The following is an 18,557-nucleotide window of genomic DNA, read 5'->3' as shown; positions in this document are numbered from 1 at the left end:
TGTTCGCATGGATGACGAATCTGCGCTCTATATCGGCCTGATTTCCGGCACCAGCGCCGACGGCGTCGACGCGGCACTGGTGCGATTCGATCAGGACATGCCGCAACCGGTCGACGCCCTGGTCCACCCCTGGCCCGATGCGCTGCGTGAGCGCATTCTCGCCGTGGCACAGGACCAGACCCGACTGGATCTTGATGCCTACGGCCGCCTCGACGTCGCCATCGGCGCCTGTTTTGCCGATGCCGTCCTGCAACTGCTACAGCAAAGCGGCACACCGGCATCAGCCGTTCGGGCGATCGGTTCGCATGGACAGACCCTGCGACACCGTCCACAGGGCGAGCACCCGTTCACCCTGCAGGTGGGCGACCCCAGCGTGATCGCCGAACGCTGTGGCATCGATGTCGTCGCAGACTTCCGCCGCGCTGATGTGGCCGCCGGCGGTCAGGGCGCCCCGCTGTTGCCAGCACTGCACGCCATGCTGTTGGCCCGGCCCGGCCACGCACGAGTGGTGCTCAACCTTGGTGGCATCGCGAATATCACGACACTCGGCGCCGACGGCAGCGTGCTCGGCTTCGACACCGGCCCGGCGAACGGACTGCTCGATGCCTGGTGCCTGCGCCATCGCGGCGAGGCGTTCGATCGCGACGGCCGGTTTGCCGCCAGCGGTCACGTTCATGCCGACCTGCTGCAGGCGCTGCTGGCCGATGCCTATTTCGCACAGCCGCCACCCAAGAGCACCGGGCGCGAACATTTTCATCTGGACTGGCTGGAGAGACACCCAGGCGCGACCACGCTGCCCGCCGCCGACGTACAGGCCACGCTGCTCGAGTTGACGGCGCAAAGCGTGGCGGAATCCATCCTTGCACATGCGTCATCGGCCGAGGATGTGCTGGTCTGCGGTGGCGGTGTGCACAATCCGGTATTGATGAACCGGCTGGGGGCCTTGCTGGCACCGCGCCGCGTCATCAGCACTGCCACAGTGGGCATCGACCCGGATTACCTGGAGGCCAACGCCTTTGCCTGGCTGGCCCGCCAGCGCCTGCTTGGGCGCCCCGGCAACCTGCCGGCCGTTACCGGTGCGCGCGGCCCGAGAGTGCTGGGCGCGATCCACGCCGCCCATCGCCCATAACCGACGGAAACCGGCTCCGGGTCACTTCGGATCTTCGAGCAGGACGTCGTCGAGATTGCCGGGTGCCAGCTGCTCGGAGGGTGCCTGCGCCAAGGCCTGCATCGCGTCCTGGAAGGCCGCTTTCTCGCTGGCATCCCACTGACCGCTGAGCACGGTCATCGCGCCCGGATCGAGCATGGTCTCGGCGAAGATGTTGGACCCGTCGGACATACCCAGGCCATGTCGCAATGCATGCAGCACCACGTCGTTGATCGACCAGCGGCGTCCCTTGGCCAGCGACTTGATGCGCTCGGCCATGAGGTTGTCGATGTGCTTGATGGTGAGATCAGGCATCGGCGTTGCTCCACAGCCACGTCATGCCCCCTGTGCCGTTCATGTTGATGCGTAGCTGGCAGGACATACAAGTGCTGATCGAGCGAAGCACGATCCAGTTCGCATGCGAATTCGTGTTCCATGCCTTGAAGACCATGCACTCAATGCACCCGAGTCTTCTCGGCACCACCGATCGCGCCCCGCATGGCGACGACAAGCAGAAGACCGGGTATCGCTGACAGCGCCGTGATCAGGAAAAAGGTGGACCACCCGACCTGGGGCACCAGCCAGGCGGCCACCGGGCCCAGGAACACCCGTCCAATGGCCGCCAAAGCCGACAGCAGCGCGAACTGAGTGGCCGAGTACCGTACATTGCAGAGTGCTGTCACGAGCACTACGAATGCCGTACTGCCCAGACCGCTGAAGAAATACTCGGCGGACACCACCGCGGCCATCACACTCACGTCCGGCCCGCTATGCACGAGCACGATGTAGCCCAGATTCACCAGCGCCTGGCAAATTCCCAGTATCAAGAGCGCAGGGTACAGGCGCATCTTCGTCACCAGCCACCCGCCGCCAACGGCTCCAAGCAGGCCGGCCGCCAGGCCGAAGGTCTTGCTGACCGTACCGACCTGGGTCAGCGAAAATTTCGGCACCCGCAAAAGGAACGTAGTGGACAGCGAGAGCGCGAATGCGTCGCACAGCTTATAAAGCACCACAAAAAGCAGCCAGGCAAAGGCCAGCTTGCCGTAGCGGTGAAACAGGTCGGCGAATGGCTCAACCACCGCCTCGGTAAAACTGCGTGCCGGTTGTTCGTCCGGAGCATCGGGCGAGAAAACGGTCACGGCGGTCACCGCCAGCATGAGGCAGCCCATCGCGCGATAGGTCCAGCCCCAACCCACCCGATCGGCCAAAATCAGTGCGAAGGCGCCAGACACTAGCATCGCAAGTCGATACCCGACTTGCATCAGGCCGATGCCCGGGCCTCGCTCCTCGGGCCGAAGCAGGTCAGTTCGATGGGCGTCGTAGGCGATGTCCTGAGTCGCCGAAGCGAATGCCAGCACGACCGCCAGGAAAGCCAGCGTACCGGCCGCCCCTTGGGGCGTGTGGAAACTCATGTCGAACAGTGCCAGCGCACAGACGACCTGCATCAGCAAGACCCAGCCACGGCGGCGTCCGAGCCACGGCAGCCGCATTCTGTCGAGCAGGGGCGCCCAGAGGAACTTGTACACATACGCTTGGCCGATGACCGTGATCCAGCCGATATCGCGCAGGCTCATCCCCGCCGTGGTGAACCATGCCTGCAAGGTGCTGCCGGACAAGGCCAGCGGCAGCCCTGAAGAGAAACCGAGCAGACCAACGCTGAAGATACGCCAGTGGCGACCAGGTGCTGGTGAGACGGACTCAGTCGGCATAGTCGACGGTGTACGGAGCATGGTCGGAGAAGCGCTGGTCGCGATAGATCGAGCAGGCTTTCAGGCGATCGCCCAGCGCGGGCGTGCAGATCTGGTAGTCGATGCGCCACCCCACATTGTTCTCCCGCGCCCGGCCACGGTTCGACCACCACGTGTAGTCCTGCCCCTCTGGGTGCAGCGTGCGGTAGCTGTCCACCCAGCCATGGGCATCGACCAGGGTGTTGAGCCAGCTGCGCTCCTCCGGCAGGCAACCCGAATTCTTCTGGTTCGACTTCCAGTTCTTGATGTCCTTCTCGCCACGTACGATGTTCCAGTCGCCGCAGATCACATAGTCGCGACCGCTTCCGCGCCACTCGTCGAAGATCGGCGCGATCCAGTCCATCGCCCGGAACTTGAACTGCTGCCGCTCCTCGCCGGAGGAGCCCGACGGAAAGTACAGCGACACCACGCTCAGCTTGCCGAAACGCGCCTCGATGTAGCGGCCCTCGTTGTCGAATTCGTCCCAGCCCAGCTCGGTCAGCACCTCGTCGGGCTCGCGCCGGGCATAGATCGCCACACCGGAGTAGCCCTTCTTGCTGGTGGCATCGCGGTAAAAACAATGGTGCCCGTCGGGACGGAACATCGGATCGGCAAGCTGCTCTTCCTGCGCCTTGGTCTCCTGCAGGCAGACGACGTCGGCGCGCTGGCCGCGCAACCATTCGAACACGCCCTTGCTCGCAGCCGAGCGGATGCCGTTGGCGTTCAGGCTGATGATGCGCATGCGGACTCCTGTGACAATGCGGGCATCATAGCAACCACACCCTGGCGCCTGTGCCCTGCCACCTGGCCCACGGCCTCGCGTTACCATGCAAAGCCGCCCTGCGCAGACCCCGCAGCGCCCACCGTCCCCAAGAGAGCGCCCCATGCACGATTACCAGCGTGATTTCATCGACTTGACCCTGCAACGCGAAGTGCTCCGCTTCGGCGAGTTCACCCTGAAGTCCGGTCGGCAGAGCCCGTATTTCTTCAACATGGGGCGCATCGACTCCGGCGCGTCGCTGGCCCGGCTGGGGCGTGCCTACGCCGCCAGCATGATGAAGTCAGGCGTCGAGGCCGACATGCTGTTCGGACCGGCCTACAAGGGCATCGCGCTGGCCGCCGCCACCGCCATCGCGCTGGCCGACCAGCACCAGCGCGACCTGCCCTGGGCCTACAACCGCAAGGAGGCCAAGGACCATGGCGAGGGCGGCGTACTGGTCGGTGCACCGCTGAAGGGCCGCGTGCTGATCGTCGACGACGTCATGACTGCCGGCACCGCGGTCCGCGAATCGCTGGCGCTGATCCGCGCACACGGTGCCGAACCGGCAGGCGTGCTGATTGCGCTGGACCGGCAGGAACGCGGCCAGGGCGACCTGTCGGCAGCGCAGGAGGTCCAGCGCGACCACGGCATTCCGGTGATCGCCATCACCAGCCTGGCCGATGTACTCGCCTATGCCGGCGAACGCCCCGAACTGGCCGCTGAGCATGCACGGCTGGTGGCCTATCGCGAACGTTACGGCGTGCAGGGCTGAACCGGGGCGCCGGGACGTGACCGATGTCCCGCGCCGGCATCATGCGCGGGCTATACTCGCGCAGGGAGGGAGATAGATACATGCGTACACAGGTTCTGGTTGTCGCGCTCGCTGCACTCACATGCAGCCTGACAGCCCATGCACAGCAGCTCCAGGGCAGCGGCATCCGCTATCGCTGGGTCGATGCCAAAGGGCTCCCGCATTTCAGCGACAGCCTCAGCGAAAGCGCGATCAAATACGGCTACGACGTGCTGAACAACCAAGGCATGGTGATCCAGCACGTGGAAAAGACGCTTTCGCCCCAGGAGCGTATCGCCGCGCAGAAACTCGCCGCGCAACAGTCGGCCGCACGACGCGTGGCCGCACAGAACGAGCGCAACGACATCCAACTGCTCAACACCTACCCCACAGCGGCCGCCTACGAGAAGGCACTGCAACAAACCATGGAAGGCGTCGACGAACAGATCGATGACACCAAGATCAACCTGCACAGCCAGGAGCAATCCCTGGCCCAGCTGCTGGCTCGCGCCGCGGATCTCCAGAACGGCAAGGAACCGGTACCCAAGTTCCTCACCGACCGCATCTCGGCCCAACGCAACGTCGTGAGTACGCAGCGGGCGACACTGGCCCAGCAGCAGAGCGACCGTGCCGCGCTGAAGCAACAGCAGGCCCAGCAGCTGCAGCACTTCATCGAGCTGAAGGCGAAGGAAAAGCAGGACCGCGGTTACTGACCGGTGTGCAGGGGGCCGTTGCGCGCCCCCTGCCCTTCCAGGGCAAGCCTCAGAAAGGAAGTTTCAGCTTCGGGTCGATGGCCCGCAACTGGGTCCGGAAGACATGCTGGATGCGCTTGAGTGCCTCCGGGCTGTCCGCATCGAAGCGCAGCACCAGCACCGGCGTGGTGTTGGACGCACGCACCAGACCCCAACCATCCGCCCAGTCGGCACGCACACCATCGATCGTGACCAGGGTTGCATCGTCGAACGTTGCCTTGGCCTTGAACTGCTCGATGAAGCGGTAATGCTCGCCTTCGCTCATCTCGATCTTCAGCTCTGGCGTGGACACCCCCTTCGGCAGCGTGGCGAAGATCTCCTCGGGCGTACGCTCCTCCGGATCGCCGGCAATGATTTCCAGCAGCCGCGCCCCGGCATAGATGCCGTCGTCGAAACCGTACCAGCGCTCCTTGAAGAAGAAGTGGCCGCTCATCTCGCCGGCCAGCTCGGCGCCGGTCTCGCGCATCTTCGCCTTGATCAGCGAATGGCCCGTACGCCACATCAGCGGGCTGCCGCCGGCATCGAGCACCTGACCGCGCAGATGACCCGTGCACTTCACGTCATAGATGATGGTGGCGCCCGGCTGGCGCGAGAGCACATCGCGCGCAAACAGCATCAGCAGACGGTCGGGGAAGATGATTTCGCCGTCCTTGGTCACCACCCCCAGGCGGTCGCCATCGCCATCGAAGGCCACGCCCAGGTCCGCCCCGGACTGCTTCACCGCCAGGATCAGATCCTCGAGGTTATGCGGGTCGGACGGATCGGGATGGTGGTTGGGGAAGGTGCCATCCACCTCGCAATAAAGCGGCAGGACCTCGCAACCGATGGACTCCAGCACCTGCGGCGCGACCGCGCCCGGAATGCCGTTGCCGCAGTCCACCACGACCTTGAGGCTACGCTCGGCCTGTACATCCGAAGCGATCCGCTCGATGTATTCGGGCACCGTGTCGACGTGGCGCAGGCCACCCTGGTCGCCGCCGTGCTCCAGTGCGCCAGACACAATCCGACGATAAAGATCCTGGATCGCATCCTCGGACAGCGTTTCGCCACCGACCACGATCTTGAAGCCGTTGTAATCGGGCGGGTTATGACTGCCCGTGACGGCCACGCAGCTGCCCGTATTGAAACGATAGGCCGCGAAATAGACCACCGGGGTCGGAGCCGCACCAATGTCGATCACGTCGATGCCGGCCGAGCGCAATCCTTCACCCAGCGCACCGGCCAGCTCCGGGCCCGACAGACGGCCATCGCGCCCGACCACGATCTCGTGCAGTCCCTTTTCGCGCATCACCGCACCAATGGCCTGACCCAGCAGCCTGGCCACCTCGGCGGTCAGCGTCTTGCCGACGACCCCGCGCACATCGTAGGCGCGGAATATGCTCGAATCGATCTCGGCCGGACTCACCGCTGGCGGCTTGGCGGTCGCCACCGGCCGGGTTGCCACCTTGACCTTGGGCGACGGGATAACGGGTTCAGGCACAACAAGCTCCTCGATGAGTGGATCCGGCCGGGCGTGCGATGCACGCATCCGCGCACGCCACTTCAACAGGTAGATACCGCCACCCAGACCCAACAGGCTGAGCAGCACCGCCAACCACAATGTGTGGGGCAACACGATGTAGGCTCCCGGCGGCACGATCGCAATGCTCAGCGTGCTGCCGGGCACCGTCACACTGGACGTCTCGGCTTCGCCGCTGGAGTAGCCTCTCGACGACAGCAGCATGGGGCCGCCATCGCTGTTCTGTTGCAGCAGCAGTTTGCCTGCCGGCACCCGAACCGTGTCGAAACGATGCCCCAGCGGCGCGAATGGCAGTTCGATCCAGGCCCACGCCAGCGGCTGATCGGGCGAGCCCAGCGGCATCACCAGACTCATGCGCCGATCGTGAGCGCCATGGAACAGGGTCTGCATCGGCGGCACGCCATCGGCATCCTGGGCCGCCATCAACTGCGCCGCCTTGGCGTATCCGAACTGGCGATAATTCGCGTGAAGCACCTCATTCAGGCTACCGCTGTAGAGGTCCAGCTGGAGCACCTGTGGCAGACGCTGTTTCAGCCAGGTCACGGCCTGTGCCGGACTGTTCTGCAGCATCACCGGGTCGACGCTCGCAAGCACCTTGGCTACATCGGCGCGTTCGCTCGCAAGCTCGGCTGCAAGCTCTTTTGCCGCCTGGCTCTGTGCCGCGCGGGCCTGCGCCATCGCCCGTCCCTGATCGGCAATCAGCCAGGTCTGCCATGCGCAGAACAGCCCGCCCAGCAGGAACAGCGTGGCGAGCGCCAGAGGCAACAGGCTGCGCCAGTCCAGCTCAGATCGTCGGCCTTGTGCAGGTTTCATTGCCATGCCACGTCATCCCCCCGCAGCCAGAGTCAGCCGCAAATCGTCAGTGTCGCCCGGTAGAACCGAAACCGCCCTCCCCGCGAGCGGAAGGCGTGAACGCCGTCACCTGTTTCAATCGTACCTGCGCCACCGGTACCAGCAGCAGTTGGGCAACACGCTCGCCCACCGCAATGGTGTAGGGCTGCGCACTGCGATTCCAGCACGAAATCATCAGCGGCCCCTGGTAGTCGGCATCGATCACGCCGACCAGATTACCCATCACCACGCCATGCTTATGCCCCAGGCCCGAGCGCGGCACGATCAGTGCACACCAGCCCGGATCGCCGATATGGATGGCGAGGCCGCTGGGCACCAGCACGCTGTCGCCGGGCTGCAAGGTCAGCGGCTGGTCGATGGCCGCACGCAGATCCATGCCGGCGCTGCCGGCGGTCGCCGCCTCGGGCAGCGGAATCGATTCGCCCAGGCGCGGGTCGAGGATCTTCAGCTCGACATCGATCATGCCCGCGCCACCTTGTAGCGTTCGGCCACATGGGTCACCAGTTGACGCGCCAGGGTGGCCTTGTCGGTGCGCGGCAATTCCGCTTCGCCACCGTGCCAGTAGAGCGTCAACGCATTGTCGGCCGTCTCGAAACCCAGCCCTTCGCCAACCTGGTTGGCTGCAATCATGTCCAGTCCCTTGCGCTCCAGCTTGCCGCGCGCGTAGTTCGCCACGTCGTGGGTCTCGGCGGCAAACCCGACCAGAAATGGCCGCTTCGACTGTGCCGAGAGGCTGGCGAGGATGTCCGGGTTTTCCGCCAGCTGCAACACCAGATCGGCGCCAGCCTGCTTTTTCAGCTTCTGGCCGGCGACGCAGACGGGGCGGTAATCGCCCACGGCCGCGGCACCCACATAGATATCCGCCTGTGCACATGCCTCGAGTACCGCGACCTGCATCTGCGCCGCACTGCGCACGTCGATGCGCTGCATCACCCCCTGCGGGGTGGCCAGACTTACCGGACCGGCGACCAGGGTCACCTGCGCACCGGCCGCTGCCGCGGCGGCCGCCACGGCGAAGCCCATTTTCCCGGAGCTGCGATTACCGATGAAACGCACCGGGTCGATGTCTTCGAACGTGGGCCCCGCACTGACCACCACTTTCAGCCCGGCCAGCTCGCCGTGACCGAAGGAAGCCACCAGGGCGTCGCGCAGTTCGAGCGGCTCGAGCATGCGACCGGACCCCACATCGCCGCAGGCCTGCTCGCCCGCTGCCGGGCCCAGCACGGTAGCGCCATGCCGGCGCAATGTGGCCAGGTTGGCCTGCACCGCCGGATGCGCCCACATCTGCTGGTTCATTGCCGGCGCTAGATACAGCGGCGCGGCACTGGCAAGGCACAGCGTGGTGATCAGATCGTCGGCGTGCCCCTGCGCCAGGCGCGCGATCACGTCCGCCGTAGCTGGCGCGATCAGGATGCGCTCTGCCCACCGCGCCAGCTCGATATGCCCCATCGCCGCTTCGGCCTGCTCGTCCCACAGACTGGTACGCACCGGCTGACCGGAAAGCGCCTGGAATGTGGCCGCACCCACGAAATGCGTGGCGCTCCCGGTCATCACCACGCGCACCTCGGCACCGAGGTCGCGCAGGCGACGGACCAGTTCGCAGGACTTGTAGGCGGCAATGCCGCCCGACACTCCAAGCAATATGCGGCGATGGGCAAGACTCATGTAGGTACGGCCTGACTTACGTACAGGCCGCTAGCTTACCGGATTCGTGCCGCGCCGCTCCTGCCCTGCCAGCGCCCCGCTGGGCATGCTGGCTTCATGAGCATCCGCCACTGGCCCGAAGGCGAGCGTCCCCGCGAGAAACTGCTGTCCCACGGCAGTGCCGTGCTTTCCGATGCGGAGCTGCTGGCGGTGCTGCTGGGCAGCGGCACGCGCGGCAAGGATGCGATCACCCTTGGACGCGAACTGCTGATGCAGGCGGGAAGCCTAAACGCGCTGCTGGGCCGTCCGGAACAGCACATGCAATTGCCCGGCCTGGGGCCGGCGAAGCGCGCACGTATAGCCGCCGCACTGGAGCTTGCCCGACGCAGCCTTGCCGAACAGCTGGTCGAGCGTCCTGCACTGGCCAACCCGGGCGACAGCGGTGCCTACCTCAGTGCCCGCCTGCGCCATCTTCCCTACGAGGTGTTCGGCTGCCTCTATCTGGACAACCGTCACCGCGTGCTTGCCTTCGAGGAACTGTTCCGTGGCACGGTGGACGGTGCCAGCGTGCATCCACGCGAGGTGGTCCGTGCCTGCCTGCACCACAACGCCTGTGCGGTGATCTTCGCGCACAATCACCCCAGTGGCGTGGCCGAGCCCAGTCAGGCCGACCGCTCGATCACGCGCGAACTTAGCCATGCCCTTCAACTGGTGGGGGTACGGGTGCTCGATCATCTGGTGATCGGTGCCGGCGCACCGGTCTCGATGGCAGCCCGTGGACTGATCTGAGGAAAGTACTCAGGCAGAGGGCATGCCAAAAAAAACGGCGCGAACCGCATGGGTCGCGCCGTGACGCTGCCGGGGAGGGGTGCAGCCGTCGCCGTATCTCGCCGAGGGGGAGGCCCGGGGGATACGCGAGCAAGTATGGGCAGCGCCTGTGACCATCCGATGACGCCCGCAGGTCATTTTGTTACCGCCTTAGTTATGCACATTCCCACAACCACGGGGCCTGCAGCTCCTTCGTTGGGAGTGATATGAAATTCACATTTCATCTATTTGTTTTTGTTGATTTTTATTCCTGTCATGCGGCCTGGCGGCGATGCCGGGCCGCGTTTGCCGACCGGGTGGCAAACTTTCCCCACAGAGTTATCCACAAGGCGGCCGGGCGACCCGGACACCACGCAAATGTCCGCAACGAAGGCCGCCACTCGCGGGCCGGCCGCGGCGCGGTCTGTTAAAGTGCGCGGTTCAATCAAACCTCGACGACGCACCTTCCATGAAGCAACCGCTGCGCGACCTGCTGCTGCGGGCCCTCCAGGCCCTGCGGAACGACGGCACCCTGCCCGCCGACCTCGACCCACCCGGGTTCGTGATCGAACGTGCGCGCAGCCGCGAGCACGGTGATTTCGCCACCAACCTGGCCATGCTGCTGGCCAAGCCGGCACGCGCCAAACCGCGCGAGCTGGCCGAAAAGCTGGTCGCCGCGCTGCCGGTCAACACCCTGATCGACAAGGTGGAGATCGCCGGACCCGGCTTCATCAACTTCTTCCTGGCGCCCGATGCCTACCACGCCGAGGTCCGCCGGATCATGGCCGACGGCGAAGCCTACGGCCGCAACACCAGCGGTGGCGGCCACACCGTCGGCGTGGAATTCGTCTCGGCCAACCCCACCGGGCCGCTGCATGTCGGTCACGGCCGCAACGCGGCACTGGGCGACTGCGTGAGCCGCCTGCTGGCAGCCAGCGGCTGGAACGTGAAACGCGAGTTCTACTACAACGACGCCGGCGTGCAGATCGCCAACCTGGCGGTCTCGACGCAGGCACGTGCACGCGGCGTGGCCCCTGGCGATACCGGCTGGCCGGAAAACGGCTACCGCGGCGACTACATCGCCGACGTGGCAAAGGCCTACCTGGCCGGCGACAGCGTGACCGTGGAAGACCACACGGTCATCGGCGCGAAGGACCCGGAGAACCTCGAGGCGATCCGTGCCTTCGCGGTGGCTTACCTGCGCCGCGAGCAGGACCTGGACCTGAAGGCCTTCGGCGTGGCCTTCGACACCTATTACCTGGAGTCGTCGCTGTACGCCGACGGCAAGGTGGAGGAAACCGTGCATGGGCTGACCGCCCACGGTCACACTTACGAGGAGGGCGGCGCGCTGTGGCTGCGTACCACCGACTTCGGTGACGACAAGGACCGCGTGATGCGCAAGTCCGACGGCACCTACACCTACTTCGTGCCGGACGTGGCCTATCACCTCAGCAAGTGGCAACGCGGCTACGAGAAGGCGATCACCGTTCTCGGTTCCGACCACCACGGCTCGCTGGCCCGCGTGAAGGCTGGCCTGCAGGCGCTGGACTGCGGCATTCCCAAGGGCTATCCGGACTACATGCTGTACCAGATGGTCACGGTGATGCGCGGCGGCGAGGAGGTGAAGATCTCCAAGCGCGCCGGCAGCTACGTGACCCTGCGCGACCTGATCGACGAAGTCGGCCGCGACGCCACGCGCTACTTCCTGATTTCGCGCAAGGGCGACTCGCAGCTGGTGTTCGACATCGACCTGGCCCGTTCGCAGTCGAACGACAACCCGGTGTACTACATCCAGTACGCCCACGCCCGCGTCTGCAGCGTGCTGCGTCAGGCCGTCGATAAGGGGTTCACGTTCGAGCCGGATAATGGCCTGGCGCATCTCGCGCGGCTGGACAACGAGCACGAGCAGATCCTGCTGACCGAGCTGTCGAAGTATCCCGAGGTGGTCGAGGCCGCCGCGACGAACCTCGAACCGCACCTGCTCGCCAACTGGCTGCGTGAGCTGGCCAACGCCCTGCACACCTACTACAACTCGCACCAGTTCCTGGTCGACGACAAGAACCTGCGCGACGCGCGCCTGGCGCTGGTGGTGGCGACGCGGCAGGTCTTGCGCAACGGACTGGATTTGCTGGGCCTGAACGCCCCGGAGAGCATGTAATGGCAACACGCAAGGGCAAGGGCCGGCAGGCCGTGCGGAACAACAGTGGCGGCCTGCCCAGCTGGGCGGGCCTGCTGGTCGGCATTCTGATCGGCGCGCTGGTGGTGGTCGTGCTGCTGCGCCACTCGCTGGTGCCGATGAGTGCCAAGCCTGGCCCCCACCCCAACCCCCAGGCCACCGCCCAGCAAGACAGCGACACCGGCCTGCAACCCTCGTCCAGCACGCCGCAGAAGCCGAAATACGATTTCTACTCGGTGTTGTCGGAAAAGGAGGTGCGCATTCCGGACGCCGAGCTGAGCGCGCAGGCACGCGCCGAGCAACAGAAGCAGCAAGCGGCAGCCCAGGCATCGCCGACGACCACCGCCGCGCCGAGCGCAGCCCCCGCAGGGACGCCGGGTGTGACCAGCCAGAACGTGACGGCGGCGCCCCAGGCCAGCGTGCAGGCCTCGTCGGGCAGCGGCTACCTGCTGCAGGTCGGCGCCTTCCCGAACCCCGCCGACGCGGAAACGCTGAAGGCCAAGCTGGCGCTGCAGGGCTTCGTCGCCAATGTGCGGACGGTGAATGTCGGCGGGCAGACCTACCACCGCGTCCGCCTCGGCCCGTTCCAGTCCGCCATGGCACTGGAAGCGGTGAAGCAGCGGCTGGCCAAGGCCGGCATTCCCGCGATCGCGCTGAAAGAAGGCCACTGAAGTCGACCGGCAATACCTGTCGACTCCCACAAGGGCCGCACCCATGGTGCGGCCCTTGTGTCATGAAATGACACATCACCGCGTCCGTGCCGTTACACTTCGCGGATGACTAGCAAGATTGCCTGGATCACCGGTGCCACAGCCGGTTTTGGTGCCGCCACCGTGGAGCGTTTCGTCGCCGGTGGATGGCGTGTGATCGCCAGCGGCCGACGCGCCGAACGCCTGCAGGCACTGGTCGACACGCATGGTTCCGACCACGTGCTTCCGCTGGCTTTCGACATCCGCGACGAAGCCGCCATGCGCAAGGCCATCGCTAACCTGCCGGCCGACTTCGCCGACATCGACCTGCTGGTGAACAATGCAGGGCTGGCGCTGGGAACGGCGCCGGCACAGCAGGCCGATCTGGCGCAGTGGAAGCAGATGATCGACACCAACGTCACCGCCCTGGTGACGATGACCCGCCTGCTGCTGCCACGACTGATCGCACGCCGCGGCGCGATCATCAACATCAGCTCGATCTCGGGCAGCTACCCCTACCCGGGCGGCAACGTCTACGGTGGCACCAAGGCCTTTGTCACCCAGTTTTCGCTGGGACTGCGCACCGACCTGCACGGCACCGGCGTGCGCGTGACCTCGGTCGAACCCGGCATGGCCGAAACCGAGTTCACGCTGGTCCGCACGGGCGGCGACCAGGCCGCCTCGGACAAGCTCTACGCCGGCAGCCACCCGATCACCGCCGACGACATCGCCGGCACGCTGTGGTGGATCGCCAACCTGCCGCCGCATCTCAACGTCAACCGCATCGAGGTCATGCCGGTCAGCCAGTCCGCGGCGGGCCTGCAGGTCCACCGCGGCTGATCCTGTCGAAACCCGCTCAGCCGCGATGCACGTCGTGGCTGACGAACGGCTGCTCCACCGGCGGTGCGGCAAACCACTGCGGATGCGCCAGCGTGTGCCGCATGTCGTCCATGCCGCTCTGCCAGTGGCTGTTCATGCTGGACAGGCTGAACTCGTAGTCCTTGAAGTGGCCCTCGTAGGGCTTGTCCTGGTAGATCAAGTGGATCAGGTTGGTCAACGAACCGTTGGCCGCCGACTCGGCGCAGCGCCAGACCGGGGTGTCGCGCCGTTCCGGCGGCACCAGCTCCATCAGGGCATGCAGCAACCGCTGCTGCTCGCGACTCTGCCGCATGTACTCGGTCACCAGGCGGGTCCGGCTGGAGTACTGGATGTCCTTTACCCGCTCGGCCACGCCCGCCATGTCGCGCGGCAGCCCACCCCTCGCACTCCATAGATCCACCTGGAACACCAGCATGTCGCGATGCGGCCGCTCGGTCAGCACCTGATACAGCGGCGTGTTGGAAACCATACCGCCGTCCCAGTAGAACTCGCCATCGATCTCGACCGCGGGAAACCCCGGCGGCAGCGCACCGGAGGCCATGAAATGTTCGGGCCGCAAGCGCTCCCGGGTGCTGTCGAAATAGGCGAAATTGCCGGTTCGCACATTCACTGCACCCACCGACACGCGCATGCCGCGCGGATCGTTGATGCGATCGAAATCCACCAGACGCTCCAGCGTGGAGCGCAACGGCGCGGTGTCGTACCAGCTGGTGCTGGCCGGACCGGCATGCGCCTGCAGCACCGGCGCCGGCAGGCGCGGTCGGAAGAAGCCCGTCTGCCCGGCGACCAGCGCGCGCCAGGCGGCCAGTCCACTGAGACCACTACGCACGGCCAGCGGCCATGCCTCGTCGTCGAACCATGGCGGCGCCGGCACCGATGGCCAGAGCGGCGACTGACATATCGTCCGCCAGAACGTGCGCAGCCTGGCAACCCGCTGCTCCGGCGGGTTGCCCGCGATGATCGCCGCATTCAACGCACCGATCGAGATGCCGGCCACCCAGGTCGGCCACAGGCCGGCGCCCGCCATCGCCTCGACCACGCCCGCCTGATAGGCGCCCAGCGCGCCGCCGCCCTGCAGCACCAGGGCCACGGTCCGGTAATCGCGCGCCACCGCCTCGGCCAGCGGCGGCGCCTGTTTGTCGCCCGCCACGGCGCTTACTGCATGTACCAGCCGTGGCTGACCACGAAACTCTGCCCGGTCAGTGCCGCCGACGGGAATGTGGCCAGAAAGAGCGCGGTTTCGGCGATGTCGTCGACGGTGGTGAACGTCCCATCCACCGTGTCCTTCAGCATCACGTTCCTGACCACCTCGTCCTCGCTGATGCCCAGCTCCTTGGCCTGCTCGGGAATCTGCCGTTCCACCAGTGGCGTGCGGACAAAACCGGGGCAGATCACATGCGAACGCACGTTGTGTGCCGCACCTTCCTTCGCCAGCGTGCGGGCCAGGCCCAGCAGGCCGTGCTTGGCGGTGACATACGGCGCCTTCAGCTTCGACGCCTCGTGCGAGTGCACCGAACCCATGTAGATGACGATGCCGCCACGGTCACCCTTGTACATGTGCCTGAGCGCCGCGCGGGTGGTCAGGAAGCCGCCATCGAGATGGATCGCCAGCATCTTCTTCCAGTCGGCGAACGCGAACTGGTCGATCGGGTTGATGATCTGCACGCCGGCGTTGGAAATCAGGATGTCCAGCGCACCGAACGCCTCGACCACCTTGTCGGTGCCCGCATCCACGGCAGCCTCGTCGGTGACGTCCATGGCGATACCGATCGCCTGGCCACCGGCTGCGTTGATCTCGGCGGCGGCCGCATCGGCAGCCTGCTGGTTGATGTCGCAGATCGCGACTTTCGCACCGTGCTTGGCGTAGAGCTCGGCGATCGCCTTGCCGATACCGCTGGCCGCGCCCGTGATCAAGGCAACCTTGCCGTCCAGACCTGTCATGTCGCACTCCTAAGCATGGGGGGGAGGGAACCCTCATGATAGGACCTGCACGGCCGGACCGGTGGCCAGTCAGACCAATGGATGCCAGGCCAGCCAGCCCAGGCACAGCGCGCCGGCCACCAGGCAATAGGCGCCGAATGTGGCAAGCCGACCACGGCCTTCGAAGTAACGCATCAGGAAGCGCACGCTGAGATAGGCGGCCAGTCCGGTCAGCAGGCCACCCAGCGCGGCACTGGCCAACTGGGTGTGATGGTGGCGCAGCTTGGGCAGCTCGAGCACGCAGGCGGCCAGGATGATCGGCGTGCCGAGCAGAAAGGAAAACTCCGCCGCCGCCGCGCGGCTCAGGCCCGCACGCAGGCCGGCGACCATGGTCAGTCCGCTGCGCGAGAACCCGGGAATCAGCGCGCCGACCTGGGCCAGCCCCACCAGGGCGGCCTGGCGCAGGGTCAGGCGCTGCGCCTCGACGGGCGGCGATGCCGGCGCGGCATCGGCATCCCTGCGGCCACCGAGCCTAAGCACGATGCCGTTGATCATCAGCGCCAGGGCGACCACTTTCAGGTCATGGAACAGGTGCGCCAGCGGCTTTTCCAGAAGCAGGCCGACCAGCCCGGCCGGAATCGTGCCGACGATCAGCCCCCACGCAAGATGCCCGTCGGCGCTGTGCCGACCGCGCAGACTGCCCAGGAAACCTTTCGCCAGCGCGATCCAGCGGGTCCGGAAATACAGCAGCAGCGCCAGCGCGGTACCCAGATGCAAGGCGACCAGGAAAGGCAGCAATGCAGGGGCATGCCGGTCAAGCCGCACACCGAGCACGGCTGGCACCAGCAAGGTGTGGCCGAGGCTGCTGACCGGGAACAGCTCGGTCACGCCCTGCAGCACGCTCAGGAAAATCAGCAGGAGAAGGCTCATCGTGATGGTCGGGTCGATAGGAAGGGTGGCAGCACGCGCCGATCACAGGTCAGGGCGACTCGGCGAGGTAGGTGTAGGCGGTCAGGCCGGCGTCGAGGGTGGCATACAGCGCCGCCGCCGTCTCGCCGCTGATGCCGGCTGCGGCGATGCGCTCGCGATAGCTTGTGCGCAGCACCTCGAGGTCATAGCCGACATAGTCGAGCATCAGGTCGGTGGTGTCGCCGCGACGGGTATGGGCGAAGGTGTAGCCATCGCCCTCTGCGCGCACGTTCACCGCATCGGTATCGCCGAACAGGTTGTGGATGTCGCCCAGGGTCTCCTGGTACGCGCCGACCATGAAGATGCCCAGGCGATAGCTTTCGCCGGGTTCCAGCGCGTGCAGCGGCAGGCTCACGTCCACACCTTCGGCATCCACGTAATGATCGATGCGGCCATCCGAATCGCAGGTGAGATCGACGATCACCCCACGCCGGGTCGGCTGCTCGTCCAGGCGCGCGATCGGTGCGATCGGGAAGATCTGGTCGATCGCCCAGATGTCCGGCACCGACTCGAACACCGAGAAGTTGACGAAATACTTGTCGACCAGCTTTTCGTCCAGCTCGTCCAGCGCCTGCCGGTGCGCGCGCTCGACCGGCGTCAGGCGGGCACGCACGGCATTGACGATGGCGTAGTAAAGCTCGTCCAGGCGCGCGCGGTCGGCCAGCGAGAGCTGCCCCAGCGCGTACAGCGTCTGACCCTCGGCCAGGTGATGCTGCGCCTCGTGGTACAACTCCAGCGGCGGACGCTGGTCGAGCTCGGCGTGCACCTCGCGCAGGTGCCGCAGCACCACCGGCTCGTCATCGCGCTGTGCCGGCAGATGCCCGGTCGGCACCGGCTCGACCTCGCTGACATTGACCACCAGCACCGCATGGTGCGCGGTCATCGCGCGACCGGCTTCGGTAAGGATGTGCGGCGCCTGCAGGCCTTCCGCCTGCACCGCCTCGGCCAGCGACTGCACGATGGTGGCGGCGTACTGCTCGATCGAGTAGTTGATCGAGTTGTGGCTGCGCGAGCGCGACCCTTCGTAGTCGACACCCAGGCCACCGCCCACGTCGACGATCTCCAGCGGCACGCCCAGCCGGATCAGCTCGACGAAATAGCGGGTGGCCTCGCGCATGCCGTTGGCGATGTCGCGCACGTTGGAGATCTGCGAGCCCATGTGGAAATGCTGCAGCTTCAGCGTGTGCTTGAGGCCGGCCTTGTCCAGCCGCTCGACCAGGGTCAGCACCTGCGCGGGCGAGAGTCCGAACTTGCCCTTGTCGCCACCGGTGTTCTGCCATTTGCCGGCACCGATCGAGGCCAGCCGCACGCGCACGCCGAGCAGCGGCTCCACGTCCAGCGCGCGGGCTTCGGCAAACACGTGGTCCAGCTCGGACAGCTTCTCGATCACGATGTGCACGCGCAGGCCCAGCTTGCGACCGATCAGCGCCAGGCGGATGTACTCGCGATCCTTGTAGCCGTTGCAGATGACGATGGACCCGGGCCGGGCCATCGCCAGCACGGCCATCAGCTCGGGCTTGGAGCCCGCTTCGAGGCCGAAACCCTCGACACCCGCGGCCACCAGCTCGCCGGCCACGCCACGCTGCTGGTTCACCTTGATCGGATAGATGGCGGTATAGCCGCCGGCATAGCTCCATTCGTCGATGGCCTTGGCAAAGGCGCCCTGGAGGCGTGCGAGGCGGTCGGCGAGAATGTCCGGAAAGCGCACCAGCAGGGGCAGGCGGAGCCCTTCGGCGCAGGCCCGCTGGACGATGGCCGGCAACGACAGCGCCGGGCCATTCGCCCCGCGCGGACGCATCACGATATCGCCGGTTTCGCCGACGTCGACATAACCGTCGCTCCAGTGGGCCACGGCATAGGTATGGCGGGCACTGTCGACGGTCCAAGGCTTCGACATGGAAAGCATCTCCTTGTGGGCGTGCATGG

At 66.0% G+C, this 18,557-nt stretch carries 17 protein-coding genes; 7 read left to right on the top strand and 10 right to left on the bottom strand.

The features are described 5' to 3' along the window. Positions 1 to 7: 7 nt before the first annotated feature. Complete coding sequence (locus tag RA164_RS00810) at positions 8 to 1,129, top strand: anhydro-N-acetylmuramic acid kinase (RefSeq protein WP_329742094.1); 1,122 nt, start codon at positions 8 to 10, stop codon at positions 1,127 to 1,129. A 21-nt stretch (positions 1,130 to 1,150) separates the two neighbouring features. Here RA164_RS00810 and RA164_RS00805 read toward each other — a convergent pair whose 3' ends face one another. The 3 genes from RA164_RS00805 to RA164_RS00795 all read right to left on the bottom strand — a co-directional run bounded on the left by RA164_RS00805 (position 1,151) and on the right by RA164_RS00795 (position 3,616). Next, positions 1,151 to 1,462, bottom strand: a complete 312-nt coding sequence (locus RA164_RS00805) for a hypothetical protein (RefSeq protein ID WP_329742093.1) — start codon at positions 1,460 to 1,462, stop codon at positions 1,151 to 1,153. A gap of 140 nt (positions 1,463 to 1,602) precedes the next feature. Continuing rightward, positions 1,603 to 2,856, bottom strand: a complete 1,254-nt coding sequence (locus RA164_RS00800; protein WP_329742092.1) for an AmpG family muropeptide MFS transporter — start codon at positions 2,854 to 2,856, stop codon at positions 1,603 to 1,605. Next, positions 2,846 to 3,616 carry an exodeoxyribonuclease III gene (locus RA164_RS00795; RefSeq protein ID WP_329742091.1) on the bottom strand — a complete coding sequence of 257 codons (771 nt, stop codon included), beginning with the start codon at positions 3,614 to 3,616 and terminating at the stop codon, positions 2,846 to 2,848. The genes RA164_RS00800 and RA164_RS00795 overlap by 11 nt, the downstream gene beginning before the upstream one ends. A gap of 142 nt (positions 3,617 to 3,758) precedes the next feature. On the opposite strand from RA164_RS00795, the gene pyrE reads away from it, so the two are divergent. Beyond that, complete coding sequence (gene pyrE, locus RA164_RS00790) at positions 3,759 to 4,406, top strand: orotate phosphoribosyltransferase (RefSeq protein WP_329742090.1); 648 nt, start codon at positions 3,759 to 3,761, stop codon at positions 4,404 to 4,406. Positions 4,407 to 4,486: 80 nt separating this feature from the next. Further along, positions 4,487 to 5,137, top strand: a complete 651-nt coding sequence (locus tag RA164_RS00785; RefSeq protein WP_329742089.1) for a DUF4124 domain-containing protein — start codon at positions 4,487 to 4,489, stop codon at positions 5,135 to 5,137. Positions 5,138 to 5,186: 49 nt separating this feature from the next. Here RA164_RS00785 and RA164_RS00780 read toward each other — a convergent pair whose 3' ends face one another. Genes RA164_RS00780 through coaBC form a run of 3 tightly spaced genes read right to left on the bottom strand, consistent with a single transcriptional unit; the run spans position 5,187 to position 9,212 of the window. Further along, positions 5,187 to 7,514 carry a phosphomannomutase/phosphoglucomutase gene (locus RA164_RS00780; RefSeq protein WP_329742088.1) on the bottom strand — a complete coding sequence of 776 codons (2,328 nt, stop codon included), beginning with the start codon at positions 7,512 to 7,514 and terminating at the stop codon, positions 5,187 to 5,189. A gap of 40 nt (positions 7,515 to 7,554) precedes the next feature. After that, positions 7,555 to 8,010 (bottom strand): dUTP diphosphatase, encoded by a 456-nt coding sequence (gene dut / locus RA164_RS00775; RefSeq protein ID WP_329742087.1) that lies wholly within the window; start codon positions 8,008 to 8,010, stop codon positions 7,555 to 7,557. Next, positions 8,007 to 9,212, bottom strand: coding sequence for a bifunctional phosphopantothenoylcysteine decarboxylase/phosphopantothenate--cysteine ligase CoaBC (gene coaBC, locus RA164_RS00770; protein ID WP_329742086.1), 1,206 nt, complete (start codon positions 9,210 to 9,212; stop codon positions 8,007 to 8,009). Before coaBC ends, dut begins: the two co-directional genes overlap by 4 nt. A gap of 96 nt (positions 9,213 to 9,308) precedes the next feature. On the opposite strand from coaBC, the gene radC reads away from it, so the two are divergent. The 4 genes from radC to RA164_RS00750 all read left to right on the top strand — a co-directional run bounded on the left by radC (position 9,309) and on the right by RA164_RS00750 (position 13,703). Then, positions 9,309 to 9,980: a RadC family protein gene (gene radC, locus RA164_RS00765; RefSeq protein ID WP_329742085.1), complete on the top strand. Its 672-nt coding sequence runs from the start codon at positions 9,309 to 9,311 to the stop codon at positions 9,978 to 9,980. A 487-nt stretch (positions 9,981 to 10,467) separates the two neighbouring features. Then, positions 10,468 to 12,156: an arginine--tRNA ligase gene (argS, locus tag RA164_RS00760; RefSeq protein ID WP_329742084.1), complete on the top strand. Its 1,689-nt coding sequence runs from the start codon at positions 10,468 to 10,470 to the stop codon at positions 12,154 to 12,156. Next, positions 12,156 to 12,845, top strand: a complete 690-nt coding sequence (locus tag RA164_RS00755) for an SPOR domain-containing protein (protein WP_329742083.1) — start codon at positions 12,156 to 12,158, stop codon at positions 12,843 to 12,845. Before argS ends, RA164_RS00755 begins: the two co-directional genes overlap by 1 nt. 105 nt (positions 12,846 to 12,950) lie before the next feature. Beyond that, a complete protein-coding gene (locus RA164_RS00750) occupies positions 12,951 to 13,703 on the top strand; it encodes an SDR family NAD(P)-dependent oxidoreductase (RefSeq protein WP_329742082.1) in 753 nt (250 codons plus the stop codon). Between the two features lie 16 nt (positions 13,704 to 13,719). On the opposite strand, the gene RA164_RS00745 is transcribed toward RA164_RS00750, so the two are convergent. The 4 genes from RA164_RS00745 to speA form a co-directional block, all read right to left on the bottom strand. Beyond that, a complete protein-coding gene (locus RA164_RS00745) occupies positions 13,720 to 14,892 on the bottom strand; it encodes a patatin-like phospholipase family protein (RefSeq protein WP_329742081.1) in 1,173 nt (390 codons plus the stop codon). Between the two features lie 5 nt (positions 14,893 to 14,897). After that, positions 14,898 to 15,683: a 3-hydroxybutyrate dehydrogenase gene (locus tag RA164_RS00740; RefSeq protein ID WP_329742080.1), complete on the bottom strand. Its 786-nt coding sequence runs from the start codon at positions 15,681 to 15,683 to the stop codon at positions 14,898 to 14,900. Between the two features lie 69 nt (positions 15,684 to 15,752). Further along, a complete protein-coding gene (locus tag RA164_RS00735) occupies positions 15,753 to 16,592 on the bottom strand; it encodes an undecaprenyl-diphosphate phosphatase (RefSeq protein ID WP_329742079.1) in 840 nt (279 codons plus the stop codon). A 49-nt stretch (positions 16,593 to 16,641) separates the two neighbouring features. Further along, positions 16,642 to 18,528: a biosynthetic arginine decarboxylase gene (speA, locus tag RA164_RS00730; RefSeq protein ID WP_329742078.1), complete on the bottom strand. Its 1,887-nt coding sequence runs from the start codon at positions 18,526 to 18,528 to the stop codon at positions 16,642 to 16,644. Between the last annotated feature and the right edge of the window lie 29 nt (positions 18,529 to 18,557).

Origin of the sequence: Dyella sp. A6, from assembly GCF_036320485.1 — a bacterium.
GTDB lineage: Bacteria > Pseudomonadota > Gammaproteobacteria > Xanthomonadales > Rhodanobacteraceae > Rhodanobacter_A > Rhodanobacter_A aluminiiresistens.
The sequence above is the reverse complement of the archived record's forward strand: the minus strand, read 5'-3'. Positions and strand labels throughout refer to the sequence as shown.